The following is a 25283-nucleotide window of genomic DNA, read 5'->3' as shown; positions in this document are numbered from 1 at the left end:
GCCGCTGATAGTGGGCTTACGCAAAGGATAAAAATGAAAATATCGCCAGTGCTAATTTATACCCTGATCGCGTCATTGGGTGGGTTTATCTTCGGATTTGATGCCACCGTGATTTCCGGCACATTGAACTTTGTCGTCAATGAATTTCAGCTTAGCCCGATGCAGCAAGGGCTGGTAGTGGGAGCACCAACGCTGGGCGCCATCATAGCGACCTTAACCGGCGGGATAATATGCGATGCCATAGGGCGGCGCAATTTTTTGATTATTATCGCTTTTTTGTATTCAGTATCTGCTGTGGCTTCCGCCTTTGCACCCAGTTACAACTTTCTCGTCGCTGCGCGATTTATTGGCGGTCTGGCGTTTTGTTCTCTGATGATTGCGCCTATGTACATTGCTGAAATTAGCCGGGCTGAAGAGCGGGGACGCATGGTGTCCATTAATCAACTGAATATTATGTTGGGCTTTTCTGTTGCTTATTTTTCCAATTACTACATTTTACAGTGGGCTCAGTCTGCGAGTGAATGGGGCACCATGATCGGTATTCAGCAGCACACCTGGCGCTGGATGTTGGGCATTGAAGCCTTTCCGGCCATCATTTGGTTTGGGTTACTGTTTCTGATCCCACGCAGTCCTCGCTGGCTATTGCAAAAAGGCAGGGAAACCGAAGCGAGATTATCACTGGCAAAGCTGGGCTTAACCCGCAATGCCAGTCATGAGGTATGTGCGCCAGTGCTCAGTGAGATGCGATCTGAGCCATCAACCACCCAGGAAAAAACGCAATCTGGCTTAGCAGACAGAATCAAATTTCTGTTCAGCAATAAGATGCGATTCGCCGTTGTAATTGGGGTCATTATTGGCATCACTCAGCAGGTAACGGGCATTAACGCGGTGTCGTTTTACGCCCCCACCATCTTTGAACAAAGTGGTGTTGGTACCAACGCGGCGTTTGCGCAGGCTATCTGGATTGGCATTATTAATATTATTTTTACTTTGCTGGCGATGTCACTGATCGACAAACTGGGCCGTAAACCCCTGTTGATAATAGGCTTGTCGGGAGTATTCCTGAGCATGTCGTTGTGCGGTTATGGGTTTTACAAAGCCAGTTACCGCCTGGATGAATCCCACATCAGCATATTGCAAAACAAGCATCAAAACCTGCAACTTGCGCCGCTAAAGCAATTGCAAAACAGGCAATTTGATTCCGATGTGGTGTTTAAGGCCCGTGTTATGGAGCAGATTGGCACAGAAAATTTCAACAAAATACAGAGCGACCTGTTGCAACTGGCAACCAGCATGAATGCAAAACTAATTCTGGCAGGCATATTGGGCTTTATGGCTTCATTTGCAATTTCACTGGGGCCGGTAATGTGGGTAATGTTTTCTGAAATATTCCCGAACCACGTACGAGGGCTGGCCGTCTCTTTTGTGGGGGTCATCAATAGTATCGCCAGCTTTGCGGTACAATTTATGTTCCCCTGGGAGTTACTTAATATCGGGGCTGCGCTGACGTTCATCATTTATGGGATGCTTGCATTGGTTGGGCTGTTGTTGGTTTGGCGTTTATTTCCGGAAACCAAAGGCAAGAGTCTGGAACAATTGGAACTGGAATTAGGAACAGGCAAATGAGTACTAATACAATACGCTGGGGTTTGGTAGGCGCAGGCAGAATTGCCAACACCTTTGTGCAGGATATGACCTGGGTTGAACACGCTAAAATTACTGCAGTGGCTGCGCGCTCACTAAATAATGCCCGGCAGTTTGCTGCAAAGCATGACATTGCCAGTGCTTATGAAGGTTATGATACCTTGTTCGCCGATCCCAACATCGACGCCGTTTACATTTCTACACCCCATACCCTGCACTTTGAACAAACCCGTGATGCCTTGTTAGCGGGAAAACACGTACTCTGTGAAAAGCCTTTTGTGGTAACACCACAGCAGTGCGAAACCTTAACAAGCCTTGCCAGAGACAAGGGATTGTTTTTAATGGAAGCCATGTGGACCTGGTTTTTACCGGCCATAAAACAGGCGCAGCGCTGGGTTGAACAGGGCCGAATTGGAGAAATAACGCAAATCCAGGCCGATTTTGGTTATCCCATAGAATATGGTCCAGATAAGCGCGAATGGAATGTAGAGCTGGCAGGGGGATGTACGTTTGAAATGGGCATTTATCCGGTTGCATTGAATCGCTTGTTCCATCGCAGCGACCCCGTGCGGATGAGTGTCGTTGGTAAACGCGCTGACAATGGTGCTGATAAGCGAATTAATGTGCTGTTTGACTTCGATGCCAGCTCAGCGGTACTGGGCGCCAGCTTTGAGAGTAAATTGCGCAATTGGGCGTACATTGTTGGCACACAAGGCTATATTGCTATCCCTGATTTCTGGCGGGCGACTACCGCGGAATTGTACGAGTTGGACAATTGTATCGACAGCTTTGTTGATAACCGTTCAGGCAGTGGTTTCGAATATCAGATTCAGCACACAGTTGATAGTATTTTGAACAACAAAAAAGAGTCATCCGTGGTAACTCACGCAGACAGTTTGCTGTTTCAGCAGGATATTCAACAAATATTAGCGGCATTCTGACGTGTTACTGGCGGTTTATTATCGCCATCATTAAAAGAGCAAAACCAGGCAAGACCTGGTTTTTTTTAACTCAGAACCTGTTACAAGGTTGTTAACGCCTGCAGTGTTGCCGTGCTTTTTTGAGATAGCCCAATACCACTAAAGAAAATAATTTCTCTTGTTTTTTCGTTATGAAAATCGCTTTTTACCCCAGCAAATTCATGTGTTTAACTATTTGTGAAAAAACATAACAAAGCAAAAAATATCGTAATCGATCCTGTTGTCAGGTCGCGTTATGTTGTCATTGTTAACATTTGGTTTACAACGGCAATGCTACGTCGTCTCTTTTTAAACCGGGTTAACGAACACACTTAAAAAATTTATAAATGTTTCCGCTGACATGTCAGTTACCGACCTGCAACTGAAATCGCATGAAAGTGGATGGAGAACATATTGATGAAGATACAAAAATATTTCAGGCCAAGCTTTGTTGCCATGTCAGTGGCGGCGGTATTTGGTCTGACGAATCCACAAGCTGTATTGGCTCAGGAAACCGTCGAAGACGATGGCACTGAAGTGATCGAAGTTACCGGTATTCGCGGCAGTCTAATTAAATCGATGGATATTAAGCGTAGCTCCGATGGTGTTGTTGATGCTATTTCTGCCGAGGACATCGGCAAATTCCCGGATACTAACCTCGCTGAATCGCTGCAACGCATTACCGGGGTAGCTATTGACCGCCAAAACAACGAAGGCTCACGAGTGACAGTACGTGGCTGGGGCCCGGAATTTAATATGATCACCCTGAATGGTCGTCAGATGCCTGCGGCCAATCTCAGCGGTCTGAATGTCAACACTGACCGTTCTTTTGATTTTGCGAATCTGGCCTCAGAGTCCGTGTCGGGGGTTGAGGTTTACAAAACCGGTAAGGCCCATTTAACTACGGGCGGCATTGGTTCAACAATCAATATTCAAACTCACAAGCCTTTTAACAATCCCGGTTTTATGGCCAGTATCGGCGCTAAAGCAATCAGTGACGATACCCGCGTAGGCAATGATATCACCCCGGAAGTGTCGGGCATTATTTCCAATACCTTTAACGATGATAAGGTGGGGATATCACTGGTTGCCAGTCGCTCTGAGCGGGACAATTACATTGCATCCGGTCAGGTGACATCGGGTTGGAACACCAGCAATCTGAGCGGGCAACAACTGGATAATTTTGGTAATGAGGTATACAACGCTGGTAGCGGTAGTGTTATTTTTGCTGCTCCGCAAAACTACATGTACGTGTTTGAAGATTTCAGCCGGGTACGCACCAACGCACAGTTAACCTTGCAGTTTGCCCCTTCAGACAAGCTGAAAGCGACGCTGGATTATACTTATTCCGAACTGGAGCAAGATGTAGGCCGTCAGGAGTTTTCAGCCTGGTTTGGGGCAGGCAGCTATGCCGATACGGTCTTTACCGAAGTGGACAGCAACGGGGTGGTGTCGCCACTGATGCTGAATAATCGCGATTGTTGTGATCTTTCCTACGGAGTGGGTGCCTGGGGGACTACCAATCAGAATGACTCCATCGGTCTGAATCTCGAATATGAAGTGAATGACAACCTGGTACTGACTTTGGATGCTCATAGCTCCGAAGCTGAAGCAAAGCCAAAGGATCACCGGGGTAGCAACAATGTTGTGACGGCCAGTACGTTCCGTCGCTACCGGACCACCGTTGATTTCTCCCAATATGTGCCGGAAATGCAGGTCTTTCTGACCCCCACGGAAGCCCCTTTTGATGCCGGCGCGTCAGGCAATGAAGCCATTGACCCTGGTCTTATTATCGCATCGGGCAATAGTTTTAGAAACGGTTACATGAAAACCGAGATTGACCAGGTGCAATTAAACGGTGAGTACGTTTTCGACGCCGGAATTGTCAGCAAGGTGAACTTTGGTGTTTCTCATCTGACCATGAACAACCGTACAGCCTTTAGCCTTAATCAGGGGGGAGACTGGGGCGGAATGGGCTTTACCGGCCATACCACAGGCGGTGGCTGGAACTCGCCAGCGGGTGATGGTGACGGTAACTTTTCAGATGGTGCCTTTACGGTCGCCGATCTGAATGACCTTTCCGGTGACAATATTGGTGCCAATGGGCAGATGGTATGGGTTGATTTTGATCAGTTTAGCAGTGACATTGCTGCCCTTTATGCGGCAAATCCCACTTTGCCTGGGAATGTGTTTGGAAACTGCGCCGCCGGAACTTTGTGTACTAACCCGGAATACGCCAACGACTTACGGCTGGAAGAAGAGCAACTGGCTTTTTACGTTCAGGCCAACCTTGAGTTTGAACTTGGTGACATGCCATCACGGCTGATTGTGGGGGTAAGACATGAAGCAACCGATGTTAAATCTGAGTCGCTAATCCCTAACTATACCAGTTTGTCGTGGCTTACGGCTAACGAACTCATCCTGCAACAAAATGGAGGCGTGTTTGCCGAAGGGGAAGGGGATTACAGTCACACGTTACCCAACCTGGATTTCAGTATTGATTTGACTGAAGATCTGATTGGTCGTATCTCAGTCAGTAAAACCATCGCACGACCCGCCTATGACGACCTGCAGGCAGGTGCGGTACCGGCCAGTAGTCAGGCCAGAACCTTCGATAATTCTACGGCGGCTTCCGGCGATCCAAACCTGGAACCCTTTGAATCCGATAACTTCGATATTTCACTGGAATACTATTATGGTGAGGGCAGTTATGCCGCCATTGGTTACTACAAAAAAGACGTGAAGAACTTTATCGGTACCAGTGTCGTTAATCAGGTTATCTATCCGAACTTGGTTAACCCTGCATCGGGCGAGCGGTTCGAAGAAGCGCAGGGTGCGGTGGTTAATCCGGGCAATGCGGCACAGGAAATCAGACAATACTATGTGGATCAGGGCTGGGTAGCTGCGGATGGCAGTTTAACCGGTGATCTCAGTGTTTATGATCCGCTGGATTATACGGTTACCATCCCGGTAAACCAGGATGATGCCTCAGTTGACGGCTTTGAATTTGCCGCCCAGCACATTTTTGGGGAATCCGGGTTTGGTATCCAGGCCAACTATACAACGGTTGATGGTGACGTGACTTATGACAACACTACCATTGGCGAAGACCAATTTGCCTTACTGGGGCTGAGCGATACTGCAAACCTGGTGGCATTTTACGAAAAGGATGCACTGCAAATTCGACTGGCCTATAACTGGCGGGATAAGTTCCTGAATTCCACCACCGGTGGCAATGGCCAGCAAGAACCGGCATACACCGAGTCTTACGCACAGCTTGATTTGAGCGTTTCATACAGTGTGACCGAGAATCTGACCCTCGCTTTTGAAGGCATTAACATCACTGAAGAAAATCGACGGGCTCATGCCCGGGGTGATGACATGATCATCTATGCCAATGAACAAAGTGCGCGCTATGCGTTCGGCGTTCGCTATGATTTTTAAGTTAGTGTAATGCCGTTAAACGGTCAGTCACGTCAGGTGGCTGGCCGTTTTTGTGTTTCTTGGTAAGGGTTTTAAATAAAGTACGTTATGAGTGAATATGTAGTTTTAAACAATGTTGAGCACCTGAATTTAAAAGTACTTGATAAGGTATTGGTTGAGGATTCATCTGCACCCGCTTGTACATCTCTGGTACTCAGTGAATTAAGAGAGGCCTTGCGACATTTTCCAATTGTATTTCACCAGAAGCCCGACAGTGGAGAGCTGTTCCCGGTGGCGATTTTTGGCTTTGAACAAGGGGAAAACCTGTTTATTCGGGATGGGCAATGGCCAGGCGGCATCTATCAGCCGTTAATGCTGCGCAAAGGACCATTTCAGATTGGCCATCAGCGTCAATCTGACGGTACGGAGAGTAGGGTGATCAGTGTGGATTTATCCGATACAAGGATAAATGACAAAGTCGGTGAGGCGCTATTTTTAGCGCATGGCGGCAACGCTCCTTATACTCAGTCTATGGCCGAAGTGCTGTATCGCCTGCATGAAGAACGAGCACTAACCGGGCAATTTTGCGAGGCATTGCAACAGCATGATTTGTTGCAGCCGTTCGTGTTGGAAGCGCAACTGGCAGAGCAAAACAATATTCGCTTGTCGGGTTTTTTGAGTATCGATGAGGAGAAACTGGCCGGACTAAATGCCGGGCAATTACAGCAGTTGAATCAGTTGGGCTTTCTGCAGCTGGCGTATTTCTGCATGGCTTCTTTAACCGCCTTTTCTGACTTGCTAAGTCGAAAGCGCCTACAGCAAGTTACCCGTTAAATGACTTCTGTCCTGTCAGCAAAAATGCACCAGGTTGCGGGAGATAACGAATTCCGAAAACGCAGTAATGGAGAATTGCAGCTTATCGCCACTAAAGCACAGGCTCCGGTATTGTTAAAACAACAGATTGCAGACTGGCCAATGGTGCAGGCGGCGCAACGATCGCAGTTGGATTTAGAGGCTTATTTGCGTCGCTTTGACGCCGGCCTTGAAATGTTAACCTTTGCATTGGAAAAACGCTTTGATGGGCGTATTTTTTACAATGATGACTTTAGTGGAATGAACTTTGAGAAGCTGACGATGAACTTGCCAGCATTTTTAACGGCCATCGCTAAAAACCATCAGACACTGTATATGGGGTCCACCAATATACAGAAGTATTTTCCCGGTTTACGTGATGAAAACGAACTGGAGTTTGGTATTTCGAAAACTGATACAGTGGCGAACCTGTGGCTGGGTAATCAGTCGTTAATCGCTGCCCATTTCGATTTCCCGAATAATTTTGCCTGCAATCTTTGTGGCACCCGGGTAGTTACTTTGTTTCCACCGGAGCAGGTGGATAATCTTTATATCGGGCCACTGGATTTCAATCCGGCCGGTCCGGCTATCAGTTTGGTAAATCCGGATGCGCCTGACTTTGACAAATATCCAAAATATCAACAGGCTATAGCTGCCAGTATTGAAGTTGTACTTGAGCCGGGTGATGTCTTATTTATTCCCAGTATGTGGTGGCATCAGATACGTGCCTGTTCGGACTTTAATTTGCTGATGAACTACTGGTGGAAACCGACACCCGCCTGGATGCCATCACCGATGCAGGCGTTAAACTTAGCCTTAATGACAATGAAGGCGCTACCGGCAGAGCAAAAGCAGGCGTGGCAACACCTGTTTCAGCAGTTTGTGTTTGAAGACAGAAATTTTGCGCATATTCCTCATTTTGCACAAGGGGTATTGGGGGAACTGGACGAGCTTACGGCTCGAAAACTACGGGCGCAGATACTGGCTGCGTTAAATCGTTAAGCGAACAAAAAAATATGAATAAAATCGTAAACAATGTGGTTATTTTAGGGGGCGGAACTGCCGGATGGATGACAGCCGCGGCACTGAGCAAAGTGCTGTCAAACGTCAAGGTTACGCTGGTGGAGTCTGAGCAAATCGGAACGATAGGCGTTGGTGAGGCGACCATCCCCACCATGCAGTTTTTTAATGGCTTGCTCGATCTGGATTCCCATACGTTTTTAAAACACACCCGGGGTACTTATAAACTGGGTATACAGTTTGAAAACTGGGCAGCGCAGGAGCACAGTTATTTCCATGCATTTGGCTCTACGGGCCGCAGTTTATGGGCGGCCGGATTTCACGATTTTTGGCGAAAGGGGCTGGAGCTGGGGATCAGTGACAATTTTAGCGCCTATAACATCGAAGCTGTTGCAGCGGGTGCGAACCGGTTTGCACAGTCAAAAAATGGTCTGAATTACGCCTTTCATCTGGACAGCAGCTTGTACGCCAAACTGCTGCGAAGTGTGGCGGAAAAGCAAGGCGTGACCCGCATTGAAGGTAAGGTGGCAAAGGTTAACTGTGACGCCGGGACGGGGTTTATCTCTTCCTTATTACTGGAAAGTGGGGAGCATGTGGCCGGTGATCTCTTTGTTGATTGTTCCGGTTTTAAAGGGCTGCTTATCAATGAAACACTTAAAGTTCCCTTTAATGACTATGGTCAGTGGTTAAAATGTGACCGGGCCTGGGCTGTGCAAACGAAAACCAGTAATACGCCGGTGCCTTACACCCGTTCCATTGCGCATGAGTCAGGATGGCAGTGGCGCATACCATTGCAACATCGTATGGGCAACGGCATCGTGTACAGTTCCCAATATATGGATGATGACACCGCGCGCGAGCGGCTGTTGTCCACGGTTGAGGGAGAGCTGATAACCGAGCCAAGATTAATCGGATTTAAGACGGGGCACAGAGAACAGTTATGGCATAAAAACTGTGTGGCGATCGGGTTGTCGGGAGGCTTTATTGAGCCTTTGGAGTCCACGGCGATTCATTTGATTCAGCAGGGTATTCTGCGCTTAATTAAACTTTTTCCGTCGCAGGGCATTGAGCAGCTCGATATTGATGAGTTTAATAAGTCTGGGATGTCTGATTATCAACAAATCAGAGATTTCATTGTACTTCACTATTGCCAGACGCAGCGAGATGATTCTGACTTTTGGCGCTATTGCAAACAGATGGAAATACCCGAAAGTTTGCAGGAGCGCATGAGTTTATTTCGCAAAACCGGCCGGTTTATTGTACGCCATGAAGAGATCTTTGTGGATTCCTGGCTGCAGGTTATGATTGGGCAGGGGCTTATTCCGGAAAAATATCATCGCATCGCAGATGAAATGCAAGCTCATGAACTAAAGGCTTTTCTGGATAATATTGTCAGTTCACACCACCGTCAGGTGTCGGCATTACCCGAACACCAGCAGTACCTGACGCGCTATTGCCAGTAGCCCTCGGCCAAAGGGCTATTGGCGTTCAGGCTCAGGCCCTTTCTTCCAGTACCAAATTGGTGGAAAACTGAAAACGCATATTGCGGTAAACACAAATATCCGTGATGTCGTCCGGAACGCCTTCAGGGGCGCAACGGTAATTGGTGGACACCCGATACGGCCCTTCAATAGGGGTAATTCTGTGCCAGCAATGGCCATGCAATAATATTAATGTGCCGCGCTTCGGGCTTAGCACTAACTGATCTTCAAAGTCTTCATTCACCGGACCCGCAGACAGAGCACCGTTCATGTGCGTTTTGGGACGGATCACCACCTGTCCACCGGTATCTTCATTGATGTCCATGGTGTAAACCAGGCGATTGAGATTAAACTGGGTACTCTGCTCAGGTGGGCAGTCCTGATGCCAGGCCTGACCTTTTGTGCCCATTTTTGAAAACATCACCATCGAATATTGCGATTGCCATGGCCCCAAAATCGCAGAGGTTAACTGACAGAATCCTGCGTGCTTTTCGATACTGTCAAATAGCGGGTTTCCTTCGCGTTGCGGGAACCAGGGGATCACTTCAGTGGCCGACTTTTTAAGAAACTCTTCAGAGTGCTGAAATTCCGGCGCCTGGCCAAAATGAGCCAGGATTTCCTGATGCATAGTTTGCATCAGTTCATCCTCGAAAAAGTTTTCCAATACCAGATAACCTTGATGCCAAAATTGCGCGATTAACTGCTTGTATTGTTGCTGCATAACTTTACCTTTGTGTGTTTTTGGATAGGTTACATTAGGGGGCGGAAAATGCCTCATCGTCCAGGTTTAACCAAAACTCTGCAGAGATTTCTCTGACCGCATCAGTCAGGTATGGATTGTTAAAATCGAACACCTCTCTGTTGCCGAGTTTGGCAAAGCGAAGCCCCCGCCGTACATCGGGGTCGGCCCTGAACATAGTTTCATAACTGCCATCCCTGTGCATTTGCACCAGGATGTCATAGATGTGTTTGGCCAGTTCCAGATTACCTTTTTTAACAAAGAAAAAATTCGCCAGTTTGTATCGGATCAGCATGTGCTCATCCACTGTCAGCCGGTACTGGCTCTCCCGTTCAATTTCGCTCCAGGGTTCAAAAAAGGCACGTGGAAAATAGTCACAACGTCCGCCTTCAAGCATTGGAAACAGGTTAAAGTACTTGTGGCTTGCGGCCACGTTTACTCCGTTGGCTTCGAGTATTTTTGTGTCTGCCCAGAGCTTTCCCTGACAAGCGGTAAAGGTTTTTAACGTGTGCAAACTTGTCAGGTTGGCAAACTGTGCGGCATTTTCCTGCTTAATGATGCCAATTCTGATCCCGAGGCTGCCCCGGTAAATAGGAAAATAGATAGCGCTGTAATGTGTTTCGTAAAACTCTGAGGTGGCTGTCCACATAAGATCCAGTTTGCCCTGGATAACATCTTCCTGGGTTCTGGAAAAAGAGGCATCTCCCTGCTCGCCATACACATAGTCAATGCGGCTAAATTTGTCTGAGCGCTTTACGACTTCGTGTAATACATCAGTAGGCAAAGTACTCACTTTTGACGAGCCTGGTATTTTCAGCGGGCTTGCTGCACCCGTTATATGAACAGTTATCAGCGCGGTAAACAGGGCAATGTAAGGTAATTTCATAGCGTTGTTATGTAATTTCGACTCTGAAAGTTTGCGCAACAATGGGCTGCTTTCCTATGTCAAAAAAACGTAATCAACTTGTTATTTTTTGTTCCCGGTAGATTGCTTTACCTTGGCCAATCGCTGTAAACGAGCTGTTCGTCACGATGATTTCAGGACGTAGATAAGATTCGCGATATAACATTTGACATATGAAAAAACATACATATGATTTTTCGTATGTGTCGCTGGTTTGTTTGCCAGCCACAGTGGTCATTAACACCAGTTAGTGTTGCATAATGAATTAATGTTTTCGCATCAGTGATGGAGAAGGTCAGTGGGATTATTTGAACGATATTTGTCACTATGGGTGGCACTTTGCATAGCCGCCGGGGTGATACTGGGCAATGTTGTACCAGACGTGTTTAACCAGTTAGCAAAACTGGAATATGCGCACGTTAACCTGGTAGTGGCGGTGCTTATCTGGCTGATGATTTACCCGATGATGATTCAAATCGATTTTGCTTCCTTGAAGGATATCGGCAAAAAGCCGAAGGGTCTGGTGCTGACCCTGGTGATAAACTGGTTGATTAAACCCTTTTCTATGGCGCTGTTGGGTTGGTTGTTTTTTAAAGGCCTATTTGCCGACTGGGTGGACCCGCAGTCAGCCAGTGAATATATTGCCGGTATGATCTTGCTGGGTGTTGCACCTTGTACTGCTATGGTGTTTGTCTGGAGCCAACTGACCAAAGGGGATGCCAACTATACGCTGGTGCAGGTATCCATTAACGATATCATCATGATCTTTGCCTTTGCGCCTATCACGGCGTTCCTTTTGGGGATCAGCGATATTCAGGTACCTTGGGAAACATTACTGTTATCTGTGGGCTTGTATGTAGTATTGCCACTCATTGCCGGTGCACTTACCCGTAAAAAGCTGGATAAAGCCAATGATCACAGCCGATTAAATGCCTTTATTGCAAATTTCAAACCCTGGTCCATCATCGGTTTGTTGGCTACCGTGGTGTTGTTGTTTGGCTTTCAGGCACAAACCATTATCGAAAAACCACTGGTCATTGGCCTGATTGCTGTCCCGTTACTTATTCAAACTTACGGCATTTTTGCGATTGCCTATTTTGCGGCAAAACAAATGAAGTTACCGCACAATGTGGCTGCACCGGCCTGTATGATTGGCACCTCCAATTTCTTTGAGCTGGCCGTGGCTGTGGCGATTTCTCTGTTCGGTCTGCACTCCGGTGCAGCGCTGGCTACCGTAGTGGGCGTGCTGGTGGAAGTACCTGTGATGTTGTCATTAGTATGGTTTGCTAATCGCACACGCCATTGGTTTCAATAGTAAGCCTGGCCTATTATCGATACTTTTTGTTAACGATACTTTTTATTGGCGACACTGCCTGTTTGCCAGACTTTCTGGTATCGGCAAAATGAGCACAGCAATGTTGCAGTTACAGTGACAGCCTGGGTTGGATAAAATCCAGAAAAGTCTGTATTCGCGAAGAGACTGCGCTGTTTCGGTAATAAACTGCGTTGACGCTTTCCCTTCGGTTGGGAGATACCACACTACCGGGCAGTATCTCTGCCAGGCGGCCGCTTTGTATGTCTTTGCGGCACATAAAGTTAGACAGCAAACAAATGCCCAGCCCTGCGAGACAAAGCTGCCTGACCGTTTCGCCACTGCTGGCATACATGTGGAACGACAAATCCAGGTTTGTGTGCAGTGGCCATTGATTGAGGGTAGGGGCGCGGGAAAATCCGATCAGTCGGTGCTGCGTCAAATCATTGAGCTGCGTTAAAGTTCCGTTTTTTGCCAGATAATCGGGGCTGGCCACCATGTGCAAAGTACTGCTACCCAATGTTCTGGCATGCAAGTTGGAATCTCCCAGTTCGCCAATGCGAATCGCAACATCGGTTTTTCGTTCCAGTAAATCGATAATGTCGTCGTTTGAGGTGATATCTAATACCACCTGGGGAAATGCCTGATGGAAGTCATTCACCAGAGGTGTAATCTGATGCAGAATAAAGGGACTGGCCGCATCAATTCGCAACTTGCCGGAGGGCGTTCCCTTAAGTAGCCTGATGGCTTCTTCTCCGCATTCAATGGCATTTAAACCATTTCTGATGTGCTCCAGGAACACATTGCCTTCTTCGGTAAGTTCAAGCCGTCGGGTGGTGCGATTCAGCAGTGTGCAATTGAGTCCTTTTTCCAGTCTGGAAACAGCCCGGGAGACCTTCGCTACCTGTAAATCCAGTAATTCTGCTGCATGGGAAAAACTACCGCTGTCCACCACAGCGATAAAAGCTTCTAAATCTTCTGTTTTTGATCTTACCGGCATTATTTAACCTTTGCATAATTGACAAAAATATTTTGTCACTATTGATGTTTTTTGCAAGAGTGTTGAGTTGCAAAATACGCCTCACTAAAAACTAACTATGTCGTTAATGAGGATTTATTTATGCCTTTAGCACTTTTTGCACTGACACTCAGTGCCTTTGCTATCGGAACCACTGAGTTTGTGATTGTCGGACTTGTGCCGACGATTGCTACAGATCTTGGAGTTTCTTTACCATCCGCCGGTTTGTTGGTGAGCCTGTATGCCATGGGCGTTGCTGTTGGTGCACCGGTGTTAACTGCGCTGACCGGAAAATGGAATCGCAAACATGTTTTGTTGTCACTGATGGCCTTGTTTGTGGTGGGTAATCTGTGTGCCTGGCAGGCACCTGGGTATAACACCCTGATTATGGCCCGGATCTTAACCGGACTGGCTCATGGCGTATTCTTTTCTATTGGCTCTACGATTGCAACCAGCCTGGTGCCCAAAGAGAAAGAAGCCAGTGCCATTGCCATCATGTTTACCGGACTGACCGTGGCGTTAGTCACAGGTGTGCCATTAGGTACCTGGATTGGCCAGGGATTTGGTTGGCGAACCACATTTTTAACTGTGTCAGCGTTGGGTTTAATTGCCTTAATTGGCAGTGCCTTGTTAGTACCTGCCAATCTTAAGCAATCTGCCAGTGCCAGCATCAAAGAACAGTTACAGGTATTGCTGGAACCGAGGCTGTTAATTGTTTATGCCATGACTATTCTTGGTTATGGCGGTACCTTTACGGCATTTACATTTTTAGCGCCCATTCTTGAACAGGAGGCCGGATTTGCCTCTTCAGCGGTTGCCGCAATCATGCTGGTCTACGGGGTGTCGGTGGCGGTGGGTAATATTTGGGGTGGTAAGCTGGCAGACAAACACGGTCCTATCAAAGCCCTGAGTCTGATTTTTACTGGCCTGGCTCTGGTACTGTTTGTATTTAGTTTTACCATGTCGTTTAAGCTTGCTGCGGTTATTACTGTACTGATTTGGGGAGCGTTTGCTTTTGGTAACGTGCCAGGCTTGCAGGTATACGTAGTACAGCTGGCAGAGCGCTATACACCTAAAGCCGTGGATGTGGCTTCCGGGCTGAATATTGCTGCCTTTAACATCGGCATTGCAGTGGGTTCCGTCAGTGGTGGCTTAATCGTTGATAGCATGTCTTTGCGTGATACCGCGTGGATTGGCGCTGTTATCGCAATGAGTGCCTTGCTGGTCACTCGCTATTCAGGCTCCTTAGACAGGTCAGCTGCTGGCGGAGTAGATTGTCTTGGGCACCCATAAGCGACAGGCTGAAATAATCCTGTAGGCATAAGGCATGTTGCATTTATCAGCGTGAACGCAATTTTTTGTGGTGTTTCTGGTTTAATTTGCACTACACTGATTTTGACCCAGATAAAAAATAAGAGAGTGTGAATGAATCAGATAACACCAGAAATGAAAGATGAAATAGAGTTGATCCTGAAATTCCCCAATCAGAGTTTAGATCAAGGATTGAAAATTCATCATGACGCAGACCCTGCCATGGTTGATGCGGCACAGCGACTCTTTCAAAAAGGCATTATTACCCAGGCTGATGGGGGGTATCTTACCCATCTGGGCCATGACTTGCAGGAACATGCCACCACCCTAATCACCGCCTTAAAAGGGCATTAGCTTTAAACATCGAACGTGGTTACTTTTCTGAGAGTGACCACTTTTCGCTTTTCACAACTGTTTCACACCCGGTTATTTACGCTGACATTGTCCTTAAAATGGAGTCGTAAATATGTCAGTCAGCAATGCCCATTCCGGTTATATCGAACTCAACCAGGTCAGCCAGTCTTTTGAGAGCCAGGGACGTCAAATAACCCTGTTCAGTCACGTCGATTTAACGGTACATACAACGTGTTCTTACGCTATAACTGGCCCGTCGGGTTCAGGAAAATCCAGTTTGTTAACTCTGATGTCTGGTTTGGCACCGCCCAGCACCGGCTCCTGTTTGTATCACGGTAGCCACGGCATTCAGGCTTTGTCAGAAATCAGACACAAAGTGGGGTTCATCTTTCAGCAATTTCATTTGTTACCTGAATTAACGGCACTACACAATGTGGCCTTGCCCCTGAAATTGCGCGGGCTACGCCATGCCACTAAACGTGCTGGTGAGTGGCTTGAACGGGTGGGGCTTGGGGATCGGCTGTCTCATAAGCCAGCGCAACTGAGTGGTGGCGAACAACAGCGGGTAGCGATAGCCAGAGCGCTGGTATTTGAACCCGAGTTTATCTTTGCCGATGAGCCTACTGGCAATCTGGATAGTGCTTCGGCAAAGGAAGTGGCCGATATACTGTTTGCCTGTTGTCAGGAGCGTGGCGCTGCGCTGGTGATGGTGACGCACAGTGAATCATTAGCAGCACAAGCGCAACAGGTACTGGCGTTTAATAAAGGTAATTTACATTGGGCGTCACAGGAATGTACGGCAACTGAGCAATCCACCGCGCAAGATCAGGCTGAAGCCGCCAGGGCGGTGCACTATGCTTAAACAAAATATAGGGTTGGCCTGGCAGTTTTATCATCAGGAAAAACGTCATCTCTGGCAGCGTTTTATCAACTGGACTCAAATGATCTTGATGGTATTTATGGTGACGTTGAGTTTAACCAGTGCCTCAATTCAATCTTACCTTACCGGTAATCTGAACAATTTACTGGGTGCTGATTTGGTATTGCAAAACAGCCGCCCATTGACGGTGCAACAACTGCAAAGCGTTGACGCGCTATCTGAACACCGGGTGTTAACGCAGAGCATTGATACCACGTTAACCCGTAATAATCTGTGGCAACGGGCAACACTGAAGGCCGTTGCAGAGGATTATCCGCTGCAAGGTGAATTGCGCGCCGGTGATTCTGTTGATGTCGGAGCAAGGCAGTTGCAGGGGCCTGCTCCCGGTGAAATCTGGCTGGATGCCCGATTAATGGCCGGGTTGTCAGCGCAGCCAGGCGGCCAGATCCGCATAGCCGGAACGGATTTTAAGGTAACTAAAGTATTGTTGCATGAGCCAGATCGGCTGATGGAAGGGCACAACGTGCAGATGCGGGCGCTGATAAATCAGTATGATTTGGCCTCGCTTAATTTTTCAGAAGATAGGTTTACGTATCGCTACCTGGTGGCGGCTTCCGCAGATCAGATACAACAACTACAGGACTGGCAAAAGCAAGCGCTACCTGCCGCTACGCTTTACCATAAAAAAGGGGCGCATCCACTGGCTTTGTTCTGGCAACGCACCGAGAACTTTATTGGTTTGGCATCTATTATTCTGTTTTTTATGGCGGCGATTGCACTGCAGCAACTCACCAAAGTAAAACTGCAAAAAGAGCAGTGTTTTGGCGCGATCTGTCAAAGTCTGGGAGCCTCTAAATCCGCAATCTTTCAAATTTCAATGGTTAAGTGGTTACTGCAGTCACTGGCCATGGTGCCCTGGGTGCTACTGCTTTCTTTGGGTTGTCATTGGGCGTTATTGCAGTGGCTGGCTGACACTTTTCACGGATTGAACTGGCAACCAGACTGGCTATTCGCTTTGTCCACCAGTTTTGTGCTGATCATGCTATTTGCCGCGTTTCAGTTACCCGTTTGGTTGGGCGTGGCTAAGTCCTCAGTGTTGCAACTACTCTTCAATCAGGCTCAGAGGTTAAATCAGGGGGTTGCCTGGTTGTGTGCCCTGGTGGCGCTGTCGGGGATTGCTGTAGCCTATTCAGATAACGGATTGTTAACGGCGATGGTGCTTGGCACCATGGGTGTCAGCATTATGCTGATTGTGCTGTTGAGTTGGTTGGTGATGACCCTGGGTGAATGGCTGACCCGCAATGTTTCGGGGTTGTTACCCTTTGCCTTTTTTATTATGAAGCAGCGATTAATCACCAAAAGCACGCAGATCCTGGGTGTAGGACTGTGTGCATTTCTGTTGCTGTTTACCTTGATGTTATTGCGCGATTTGGGTAGCAGCATGGCCAATTACCAGCGACAGCACGACGGCAATCTGTTGGTTTCTCAGGCCAGCAATGCACAAATGCAGGACATTGTGCATTGGGCTGATAATCGGGGCATAAGCATTCGTCAGAACAAGCCGTTTATGTATGGAAAACTGATCAGCATAAATGGCCAATCGCTGGCAGATTTTAGCCAAAAACCCAGTGACAGCCTGGCCACCTTACAACGGGAAATTCGATTGCATTGGAGTGATGAAATTCCTGCAAATAATGAACTGTTACAGGGACAATGGTGGACCGCCAATGCGCAAAGCTGGCAGCAAATATCGGTGGAACAGGAGGTACTGACCGATCTTGGGCTGGAAATCGGAGACCGAATGACCTTTGCTATTGGCGAGCACTATACAGAATTCGATATCGTGGCCAGCCATGGTTACAAACCCGGCGCAGGCTCAATCACTTTCTGGGTTCAAATGCCGACGAGTGCCGTTGCTCATTTGTCCGGCGTAGCCTATTCAATGGCAAGCCTGGAACTGCAAGACAATGACTTTCCGGTGCTGTCACAGTTGTGGCAAAAGCACCCGTCATTGCGCATGGTTTCCTTACAGGAAATGACGCAACGATTTGACAACATGTTGAACATGGTAACTCAGGTGGTGAGCGGATTTTCATTATTCATTGTATTGCTGGCCGCAATTGTCATTTTGTCTTCGATCCAGGCGGGAGAACGCCAGGACAGGAAGAAGAATAGCATCATCCTGAGCTTTGGTTTTTCACGTAAGACCTGTTTGCAACTGACATTTCTGGAGTGGTTAATAACCGGAATTATTGCAGCAAGTGGCGCCATTTTTGGCACCTGGTTGGCTGGTTGGTTGATTTACCAGTCGCAGTTCTCCATGACCTGGCAACCGGATTTTCTGTGGTTGGGCTTGACCCTGTTAATCATTACCGGCTCGGTGGTGGTAGTAGGGCTACTGGCCAGTAAACACAGTTTATCCAGTTCCGTCAGAGAACTCATGACAGACTGATACCGGCTTTTATTATCAATCTAAAAATGGCTCAACTCAGGAGCCATTTTTCACATCTGTTTCACGCTCCTGACTTTATCTTTATTAACGTTTAAAACAGCAACAATTACGGAGATTTGAACATGAACCTACATAAATCGGTACTCAGTGTCCTGATAGTGCTTTTGGGATTATTGACAGTAAGTAACGCCCAGGCGACAGCGCAAAAGCGAGTTTTGATGGTGCTCAGTGGCTATGGCCAGGAACAGGGGAGCGTGCAGCCAGGCTATGAATTTGATGAATTTTCAAAGGCGTATCTGGTGTTTAATCAAAATGGCCTGACGGTTGATATTGCCAGTCCTCAGGGGGGGGAAGTTGAAGCCGATAAGTACGATCCGGAAAAACCTTACAATGCACTGGTGTTAAAAGATGCCGAAATCATGGCGAAACTTGACGACACACTGGCGTTATCCACTCTGCAGGCGCAACGCTATGATGCCATCTTCATTGTCGGCGGAAAAGGTGCCATGTTTGATTTACCCAAAGACCAAAACCTGCAATCCCTGATTGCTGATATTTATCAGCAACAGGGTGTGGTTGCGGCGGTGTGTCATGGGCCTGCGGCATTGGTGGATGTCAAACTGGCAAATGGCAAATATCTGGTGGCCAATAAAGCGGTGAATGGCTTTACTAATCAGGAAGAGCAATTGTTTGGCAAAAAGTGGTTACCTGAGTTTGAGTTTCTGTTGCAGGATAAACTCATTGAGCGCGGCGGGAAGTTTCAGTCTGCGGATATTATGCTGAATCATGTGGCAGTTGATGAGCGTCTGATCACCGGGCAAAATCCTTCCTCTACAATATCTGTGGCACAGGAGCTGGTGAAAGCGTTAGGTATTGCGCCGACACCGATGCAATCTTTTCGCGATGACCGCACCCTGGATCTGGTGGCGAAATTTTTAGCAGGCGACAGCGAGGCATTGCAAGTTCTGGCCTCTGATGAAGCCTATTATCACCTTCCGCTGGCCGGCATGTATGGCTATTATTATCAGGCACTTGCCGAAACGGATTCGCAATTGCACAATTCGCTGAAGCTGATGCAGGTGGCTCAAAAAGTCATTGCTAACCCACAACTGGACATGCAAATTGCGCAAACTCAACATAAACTGGGTGATAATCAGGCGGCTTTAACTACCTTACACGCCATACTGGCCACTAATCCCGAGTTTGAGCCTGCCAAAGCACTAGTTAAAACCTTAACGCTGTAAATTGGCATTGTCGAACGGATAACCCGAAATACGGAATACAGAATGACACAAGCCCCTTCTTTGCACATCCTGATCGTGGAAGATCAATTAAGCATTGCGCGGAACATTGCTGAGTTTCTGGAGCACAAAGGCCATGTTATGGATTTTGCGGAAAAGGGGCCACAGGGATTAGCATTGGCATTAAACAATTATTATGATCTGGTGATATTGGATCTCAATTTACCCGGTATGGATGGGGTAGAGGTGTGTAAACATATCCGCGAAAAAGCCGATCGTCATGTGCCGGTTTTGATGTTGACCGCCAGAGATAGTATTGCGGATAAAGTTTCGGGTTTTCACAGTGGGGCAGACGACTATTTGACTAAGCCCTTTTCCCTGGAAGAGCTGGAAGTTCGCTGTCTGGCTTTATCCCGCAGACACAGGCTAAACACCCATGATGTGATTGAACTGGGACCCTTGTGCATCGACAGAAAGCGCAAAACGCTGTCGCGGGACGGGCAACCTGTGGCTCTGAATAGCATGGGGTTTCGCATTTTAATGGTGCTGGTTGACGCCTACCCGCAAGTGGTTAGCCGCTCTGAACTAAGTCATAAATTATGGGGCGACGAACCCACCGAGTCAGATGCGTTGCGTTCCCATATCTATCAATTGCGCAATCTTATGGATAAGCCCTTCGCCAGACCGGTCATTAAAACCGTGTTTGGTGTCGGATTTACGCTGGATATTGAACAGTCGGAGTGACAGGCAATGCAGTTTAATGGCAAACGTTATCACAGTCTGAGTACGCGCATTGTTGTGCAATTTTGCTTGTTTACTGTGGTGCTCTCATTCATCTTTGGCGCATTGTCTTTTTTGTTAATGTACGTGTTAGAGGATAACTTTATCGAAAAAGACATTGCGCGCCAGGCAAACCGTCTGATCACTGAGTTTGAGGCGTCCGGTAGGTGGTCCAAACCGGAAAATGAGCGAATGAGCCTGCACTTTTCTAAGCACACATTTCCGGAAGAAATCAAAGAGATGGCACTTTTGGAACCCAGACGCATCGAGTTTTATGGTGAACAGGGCCGGCACTATCACGCAATGGCGTTACCTGGCTATCCGGAGGTTTACTTACTGGCAGAGGTGAGTGCGGATCTGCAGGTACGCAAAATTCGCAAAGGTATTATTGTGTTGCTGGTTGTCAGTACTGTGCTGGTGTCGTTGATTGCCTGTTTGCTGGCCTGGCTGGTGGCTCGCAAAACCACCAAACCCTTGAAACAACTGGCAGAACTGGTGGACGGTGTCGCCCCTGAACAGATTCCCAAATCATTTGCGGCACAATTTCCGCACAATGAAGTTGGCATACTGGCCGTTACGCTGGAACACACTTTGGGCCGAATCAGTGCTGCCCTGAGTCGTGAAAAACACTTCACACGGGATGCCAGTCACGAATTGCGCACCCCACTGGCAGTGATAAAGAATGCCGTGGAATTAGCGCGCAGTCAGAACGCCGGGGTTGTGGGGCAGGAGGCGCAGCCGAATGAAAAACTTCTGAATCGCATTTACGATGCCGCAACGCAAATGGAAAGGACGGTGCAGGCACTGTTAATGCTGGCCAGAGAAGAGCATAGCGCCACCGCAAAACAGCCCATTTCATTGCTGCCGGTCTTAGAAAAATCCATACTGGATAATCATTTGTTACTAAACGATAAGCCGGTGGAGGTTGAGGTTTCCGGACGCTGTGACACGCTCCTTCATGCTTCTCCGGATATGTTAAAAGTCTTGCTGGATAATTTGCTCAGTAATGCGTTTCAATATACGGATTCGGGTGAAGTGCTGATTGACTTTGCCGATGACAGTTTAATCATTCAGGATTCCGGGCCCGGCATCGACCCCGGAATTTCTGATAAGCTGACTGAGGCCGGTATTAAAGGGGCAATAAGTACCGGTTTCGGCTTTGGGTTGTCCATTGTAAAACGGCTGTGCGAGCACCAGGGCTGGCAGTTTCAGGTGGAAAGCCAGCAGGGCACCCGGGTTACGGTTCGTTTTGCACAATGAATCTGACCCTGGCTGAATGAGCACATCACGCTACGTGAAGTTGACATGGTGCACACAAATTAAGTCTGTCTGTTAAGGGCCTGGATAGCATGAACGCCTTGCGGGCTTAATATTTGCTGTAGGTTTACCCCTGCGATGTTAACTCTCCCGGATAAATTTTCTGTAATGCTTTTAAACAATTCTGAATGGGTATCCAATTTATTGTTTCTTGAATAATAACTCAGGTTCAGTTGTGACTGCTCCAGGTTTATTGACTTGAACTGCATTTGCATAGCGGGTAGCAGAGGCGCCAGATCCCCCTCGGTGTAGAAATACTCATTAGTTTTGGTTTCTTTGACTTCTATCAGCAGGTTGTGTTGTCCATCCGGCATGTTGATTACCTCTTTGTATATTTTGCCCTTGGTGCCGTGCTTTAACTTGTTGTGGGAACTGATCGCGACAACACCGGGAAACCAAAGTCCGTAATTTTCCATATTGGTTACGAAGTTAAAAAGAGTGTCCACCGGGACAGCCACATTGATTGAAGTGTTTGCCAATTGCTTCATATAGAGTTCCTGTTTGCCTGATTTATGGCGAACTATATGTGGCTTTGTAGGTAACGAAAAGTGAACTATACTTGCATCCGTGTTTCCAAAATGGAAAGTGATGTGTCAAAACTATCGCAATATGAATCGTTTGTCGCTATTGTCAGAACCGGAAGTTTAAGACTGGCTGCCGAAAGTTTGAACAGAACACCATCGGCGCTAAGCAAGCACATTGCCAATCTGGAGCGGGACCTTGAGGTTCAGTTGTTTGACCGCTCCAATAAACAGATGGTGCTAACCGGACATGGTTCAACGTTCTACCAATCCAGCAGTGCAATATTAAAGCAAATTACAGATTCAGAAAGACAAATAAAGCTGCAAAAGGGCACCGTTGCCGGTCAAATTAGAATCACGGTTTCTAAATCACTTATTGGCTCAAACTTATCCCAATATCTCAATGAGTTTGCACTTAAATTTCCCAATGTCAGTTTTTCCATCAGCTACTCCGAAATGCTGGAGAACTTCAGTGAACGCGATTATGACTTTGCTTTCAGGATAGGCACTTTAGCTGACAGTACACGCCTTGTTGCACGAGAATTAATGCAGGTATCGCCAACGTTTTATGCGACGCCGGATTACCTGGCCTGTTTTGGGCAGCCAACAGGGGTGTCAGAATTAAGTACACATCGGGTTGCGTTACCCCATTTCGAAATGCTGTCAGCAGAGGTAAGAGGCTGGCTCAAAAAGCATGGATTCAGTCATCAGTCCGGAACACATCACTACATGGATGATGTAAATGCGATTAAATCAATGACACTTGAACACGGTTGTATTGGTTTTCACCTGTCGCAAAGTCTTTTTAAGCTAATTGCCAATGGTACAGTGGTCCCTCTCTTTCAGGATAACAAGATGCCGGCCAAGCAGCTTTACTTCGTCTACCGGAAAGTGAGTTATCAATCAGCGCATTTGCAAACCTTTAAAAATTTTATCATTGATAAATACCGGGGTGCCGGTTAAGCAGATACAGCCCCCGCTTCTGGCTCCACACTATAGCGGGGAGTTGAGTCTGCGGGCAGGGCGCTTCAGCATTGAAGAGAACGGTATCATTTGGCCTGAGGATTTTGTTCGGTGTCTGAAATCCGGTTGAAATCGCGATAGGTATCTTTTGAAACCTCATTAATTTCTGTGAAAAATGCCCAACTGCCTTTCATTGTCATCTGGTTTGACAGAGGCAGGACTGCGCTGTCAATTTTCTGGAAATTAAACTGAATGGTAAGTTCGGTAATTTCTGCACTGAACATGGGCGAAAAGGGGGCCGTGTTGCTGATTTCGATGGATTCAATAAATTGATGTTGTTTGTTGTAGCTCAGCAATCCCGTCAGGTGCTTTGACGCATCCTCACCAATCCGTGGCAGGGAAACCTTAAAATTGGCGTATACAAAGTGTGTATCTTCGCTGTTTAACGTCAGCGTAGCGGTTTGAATTAGCTCCTGTAAACTGATCGAAAAGCTCTGCTCCTGGTTTTCTGAGTTCTTCTCACGTTGCTTTTGTCGTTTTTGTTGATACTTGCGCTGGGCTTTGTCAGAAGGCTGTTTACCATTGAGTGTTAGTAGTGTCCAACGCTGCCCTGCGGGTTGCCCGGCATCATAGTGTTCAGTGCTGCTGCTGATATCACCTTCTTCGTTTTCGTAGCGGTCTATGTAGTGCGACCAGCTATTTCGCTCAGTGTTTTCAAACGCACTAATGGCCTCCGTTATCATGGTTTTCAGATGCAGGGAGTTAGTCGCGGCGAAAGTGGCAGGACTGACATTTTCCCTCGCAGAAACCGCTGTTGTCAGGCCGGAAGCCAGTGTGGCCAGGAGCAGGACGCAGGGCCATTTTTTACGTTGCACAAGCATAATGTTCTCTTTTACAGGTAAGAAGAAACACTGAGCTTAATGGGGTAAATGTGAAACCCTTGTGAAACAGCGACAGCGTGGCTAATGGCAATTGAGCGATTGCAGTTGTAATGCTTCCTGACGGTATTGATTGGGTGTAACCCCGCATATTTGTTTGAATGCCCGATTAAACGGGCCAATTGACGCGAAGCCGCTTTCCAGGGCAATCACCAGCACGGACCAGTGTTGCTTACCGGCATCCTGTAACAGGGTTTGGGCATGTTGGATGCGCAGGGCATTAACATGTTGATTGAAATTTTTGCCGTCTGAATTGTGCCTGATAGCCCGACTGATCAGGTATTCTGAAACATCCAGTTCGCGAGCCATGTCGGCTACTTTCAGGTTGGGTTGTAAGAAGCGTTTTTGAGCGCAAAGCAGGTTATCCAGGCGTGTTGTCAGTGCCGCTAACTGTGTATCCGATATTGGATTGTTGACTGAATGCTGCTGTGTCAATCCGGAGCCTGTTAGTGCAGCCTTTCTTGTCTGGCTGATCCAGAATATCAACAATTGTGTTGTACAAATTACGTAGACAGCAACAGCGCTTACTACAAATCGCGCCATATCAGGCGTCAAAAAAGACGTGGAGGTGACAGTTTTGCAGATAGCGATGGCCGAGGTAATAGTGATTATAAACAGCAGGCGTTGTTGTTTCTCAGTGCTGGTTGCCTGCTGAAAGCCATTGATACCTTCCCATATTGTGAGAATTAACACGCAGGAAGACAACATCATCGTCAGCTCACCAAGAATCGCAATGGTATTTTGGTTTGTTGCGCTGTCGAATTGCCACAGGTTGTCCAGAAACAGATAGCCTTGTTTGAACATGATGAGTATGCCCAGGGCCAGGGCGAACAAAAGGTGCTGGGCTGACAAGGCTTGTTTCGAACGAAACAGCGTACGTGACAATAACCAGTATACGTTACAGGTGGCACAGGCACCCATGCCCACCAGATAACGATAGTTCCCCAGTATATCGCCGGATAATTTTTGTGCTGTGCCCATCGCCACAGAGCCTAAAAAAAGAGCAAACAATAAATGCATGGTGTGTTTTTGCTTCACCATGGTTTGCGCCATCAACAATCCTAACGTTGTGGCTAAAAGTGCTAGCTGAATGCTGGTCAGTTTTTCCATGGGCTTTATTTTTGGTGCTTGCAGTAGGGGCATCATAGCGACTGAGGCTATGTCAGGCAATTTT

At 47.4% G+C, this 25283-nt stretch carries 21 protein-coding genes; 15 read left to right on the top strand and 6 right to left on the bottom strand.

Features of this window, described 5'->3' with window-relative positions; genetic code table 11:
* Positions 1-33: 33 nt before the first annotated feature.
* From LJ740_RS09970 to LJ740_RS09945, 6 genes are all read left to right on the top strand, one after another.
* On the top strand, positions 34-1626 hold the full coding sequence (locus LJ740_RS09970; protein WP_229528951.1) for a sugar porter family MFS transporter: 1593 nt from the start codon (positions 34-36) through the stop codon (positions 1624-1626).
* Complete coding sequence (locus LJ740_RS09965) at positions 1623-2585, top strand: Gfo/Idh/MocA family protein (RefSeq protein WP_229528950.1); 963 nt, start codon at positions 1623-1625, stop codon at positions 2583-2585. Before LJ740_RS09970 ends, LJ740_RS09965 begins: the two co-directional genes overlap by 4 nt.
* A gap of 435 nt (positions 2586-3020) precedes the next feature.
* The gene (locus LJ740_RS09960) at positions 3021-6047 is read left to right on the top strand and encodes a TonB-dependent receptor (RefSeq protein ID WP_229528949.1); all 3027 of its coding nucleotides are present in this window, start codon (positions 3021-3023) and stop codon (positions 6045-6047) included.
* An 87-nt stretch (positions 6048-6134) separates the two neighbouring features.
* Positions 6135-6860, top strand: coding sequence for a SapC family protein (locus tag LJ740_RS09955; RefSeq protein WP_229528948.1), 726 nt, complete (start codon positions 6135-6137; stop codon positions 6858-6860).
* Positions 6861-7880 carry a cupin-like domain-containing protein gene (locus LJ740_RS09950; protein WP_229528947.1) on the top strand — a complete coding sequence of 340 codons (1020 nt, stop codon included), beginning with the start codon at positions 6861-6863 and terminating at the stop codon, positions 7878-7880. It abuts the gene before it with no gap.
* Between the two features lie 14 nt (positions 7881-7894).
* Positions 7895-9361: a tryptophan halogenase family protein gene (locus LJ740_RS09945; protein ID WP_229528946.1), complete on the top strand. Its 1467-nt coding sequence runs from the start codon at positions 7895-7897 to the stop codon at positions 9359-9361.
* Positions 9362-9392: 31 nt separating this feature from the next.
* On the opposite strand, the gene LJ740_RS09940 is transcribed toward LJ740_RS09945, so the two are convergent.
* Both LJ740_RS09940 and LJ740_RS09935 read right to left on the bottom strand, forming a co-directional pair.
* Complete coding sequence (locus LJ740_RS09940; RefSeq protein WP_229528945.1) at positions 9393-10100, bottom strand: phytanoyl-CoA dioxygenase family protein; 708 nt, start codon at positions 10098-10100, stop codon at positions 9393-9395.
* 34 nt (positions 10101-10134) lie between these two features.
* Positions 10135-11046: a diguanylate cyclase gene (locus tag LJ740_RS09935; RefSeq protein ID WP_229528944.1), complete on the bottom strand. Its 912-nt coding sequence runs from the start codon at positions 11044-11046 to the stop codon at positions 10135-10137.
* Between the two features lie 274 nt (positions 11047-11320).
* On the opposite strand from LJ740_RS09935, the gene arsB reads away from it, so the two are divergent.
* Positions 11321-12337 carry an ACR3 family arsenite efflux transporter gene (gene arsB, locus LJ740_RS09930; protein WP_229528943.1) on the top strand — a complete coding sequence of 339 codons (1017 nt, stop codon included), beginning with the start codon at positions 11321-11323 and terminating at the stop codon, positions 12335-12337.
* 109 nt (positions 12338-12446) lie between these two features.
* On the opposite strand, the gene LJ740_RS09925 is transcribed toward arsB, so the two are convergent.
* A complete protein-coding gene (locus tag LJ740_RS09925) occupies positions 12447-13334 on the bottom strand; it encodes a LysR family transcriptional regulator (protein WP_229528942.1) in 888 nt (295 codons plus the stop codon).
* A 120-nt stretch (positions 13335-13454) separates the two neighbouring features.
* Between LJ740_RS09925 and LJ740_RS09920 the strand changes: the two genes are divergently transcribed.
* From LJ740_RS09920 to LJ740_RS09890, 7 genes are all read left to right on the top strand, one after another.
* Positions 13455-14645, top strand: a complete 1191-nt coding sequence (locus LJ740_RS09920) for an MFS transporter (RefSeq protein WP_229528941.1) — start codon at positions 13455-13457, stop codon at positions 14643-14645.
* A gap of 132 nt (positions 14646-14777) precedes the next feature.
* Positions 14778-15017: a TIGR02647 family protein gene (locus tag LJ740_RS09915; protein WP_229528940.1), complete on the top strand. Its 240-nt coding sequence runs from the start codon at positions 14778-14780 to the stop codon at positions 15015-15017.
* Between the two features lie 112 nt (positions 15018-15129).
* On the top strand, positions 15130-15879 hold the full coding sequence (locus LJ740_RS09910) for an ABC transporter ATP-binding protein (protein ID WP_229528939.1): 750 nt from the start codon (positions 15130-15132) through the stop codon (positions 15877-15879).
* Positions 15880-16774: 895 nt separating this feature from the next.
* Positions 16775-18349: an ABC transporter permease gene (locus LJ740_RS23445; protein ID WP_407676417.1), complete on the top strand. Its 1575-nt coding sequence runs from the start codon at positions 16775-16777 to the stop codon at positions 18347-18349.
* Between the two features lie 122 nt (positions 18350-18471).
* Positions 18472-19593: a type 1 glutamine amidotransferase domain-containing protein gene (locus tag LJ740_RS09900; RefSeq protein WP_229528937.1), complete on the top strand. Its 1122-nt coding sequence runs from the start codon at positions 18472-18474 to the stop codon at positions 19591-19593.
* Between the two features lie 42 nt (positions 19594-19635).
* Positions 19636-20334 carry a response regulator transcription factor gene (locus tag LJ740_RS09895; protein ID WP_229528936.1) on the top strand — a complete coding sequence of 233 codons (699 nt, stop codon included), beginning with the start codon at positions 19636-19638 and terminating at the stop codon, positions 20332-20334.
* Positions 20335-20340: 6 nt separating this feature from the next.
* A complete protein-coding gene (locus LJ740_RS09890; protein ID WP_229528935.1) occupies positions 20341-21630 on the top strand; it encodes a sensor histidine kinase in 1290 nt (429 codons plus the stop codon).
* 59 nt (positions 21631-21689) lie between these two features.
* Here the strand turns inward: LJ740_RS09890 and LJ740_RS09885 are convergent, their stop codons facing one another.
* Positions 21690-22175, bottom strand: coding sequence for an SRPBCC family protein (locus tag LJ740_RS09885; protein ID WP_229528934.1), 486 nt, complete (start codon positions 22173-22175; stop codon positions 21690-21692).
* A gap of 102 nt (positions 22176-22277) precedes the next feature.
* On the opposite strand from LJ740_RS09885, the gene LJ740_RS09880 reads away from it, so the two are divergent.
* Positions 22278-23171 (top strand): LysR family transcriptional regulator, encoded by an 894-nt coding sequence (locus LJ740_RS09880; protein ID WP_229528933.1) that lies wholly within the window; start codon positions 22278-22280, stop codon positions 23169-23171.
* Between the two features lie 86 nt (positions 23172-23257).
* On the opposite strand, the gene LJ740_RS09875 is transcribed toward LJ740_RS09880, so the two are convergent.
* Together LJ740_RS09875 and LJ740_RS09870 are read right to left on the bottom strand one after the other, a co-directional pair.
* Positions 23258-24052 carry a hypothetical protein gene (locus LJ740_RS09875; RefSeq protein WP_229528932.1) on the bottom strand — a complete coding sequence of 265 codons (795 nt, stop codon included), beginning with the start codon at positions 24050-24052 and terminating at the stop codon, positions 23258-23260.
* A gap of 81 nt (positions 24053-24133) precedes the next feature.
* Positions 24134-25255: a helix-turn-helix transcriptional regulator gene (locus tag LJ740_RS09870; RefSeq protein ID WP_229528931.1), complete on the bottom strand. Its 1122-nt coding sequence runs from the start codon at positions 25253-25255 to the stop codon at positions 24134-24136.
* Positions 25256-25283: the final 28 nt, after the last annotated feature.

Source organism: Planctobacterium marinum (assembly GCF_020687805.1).
Taxonomy (GTDB): Bacteria; Pseudomonadota; Gammaproteobacteria; order Enterobacterales; family Alteromonadaceae; genus Planctobacterium; species Planctobacterium marinum.
Note: the sequence above shows the minus strand (reverse complement) of the source record. Positions and strands in the feature narration are given on the sequence as shown.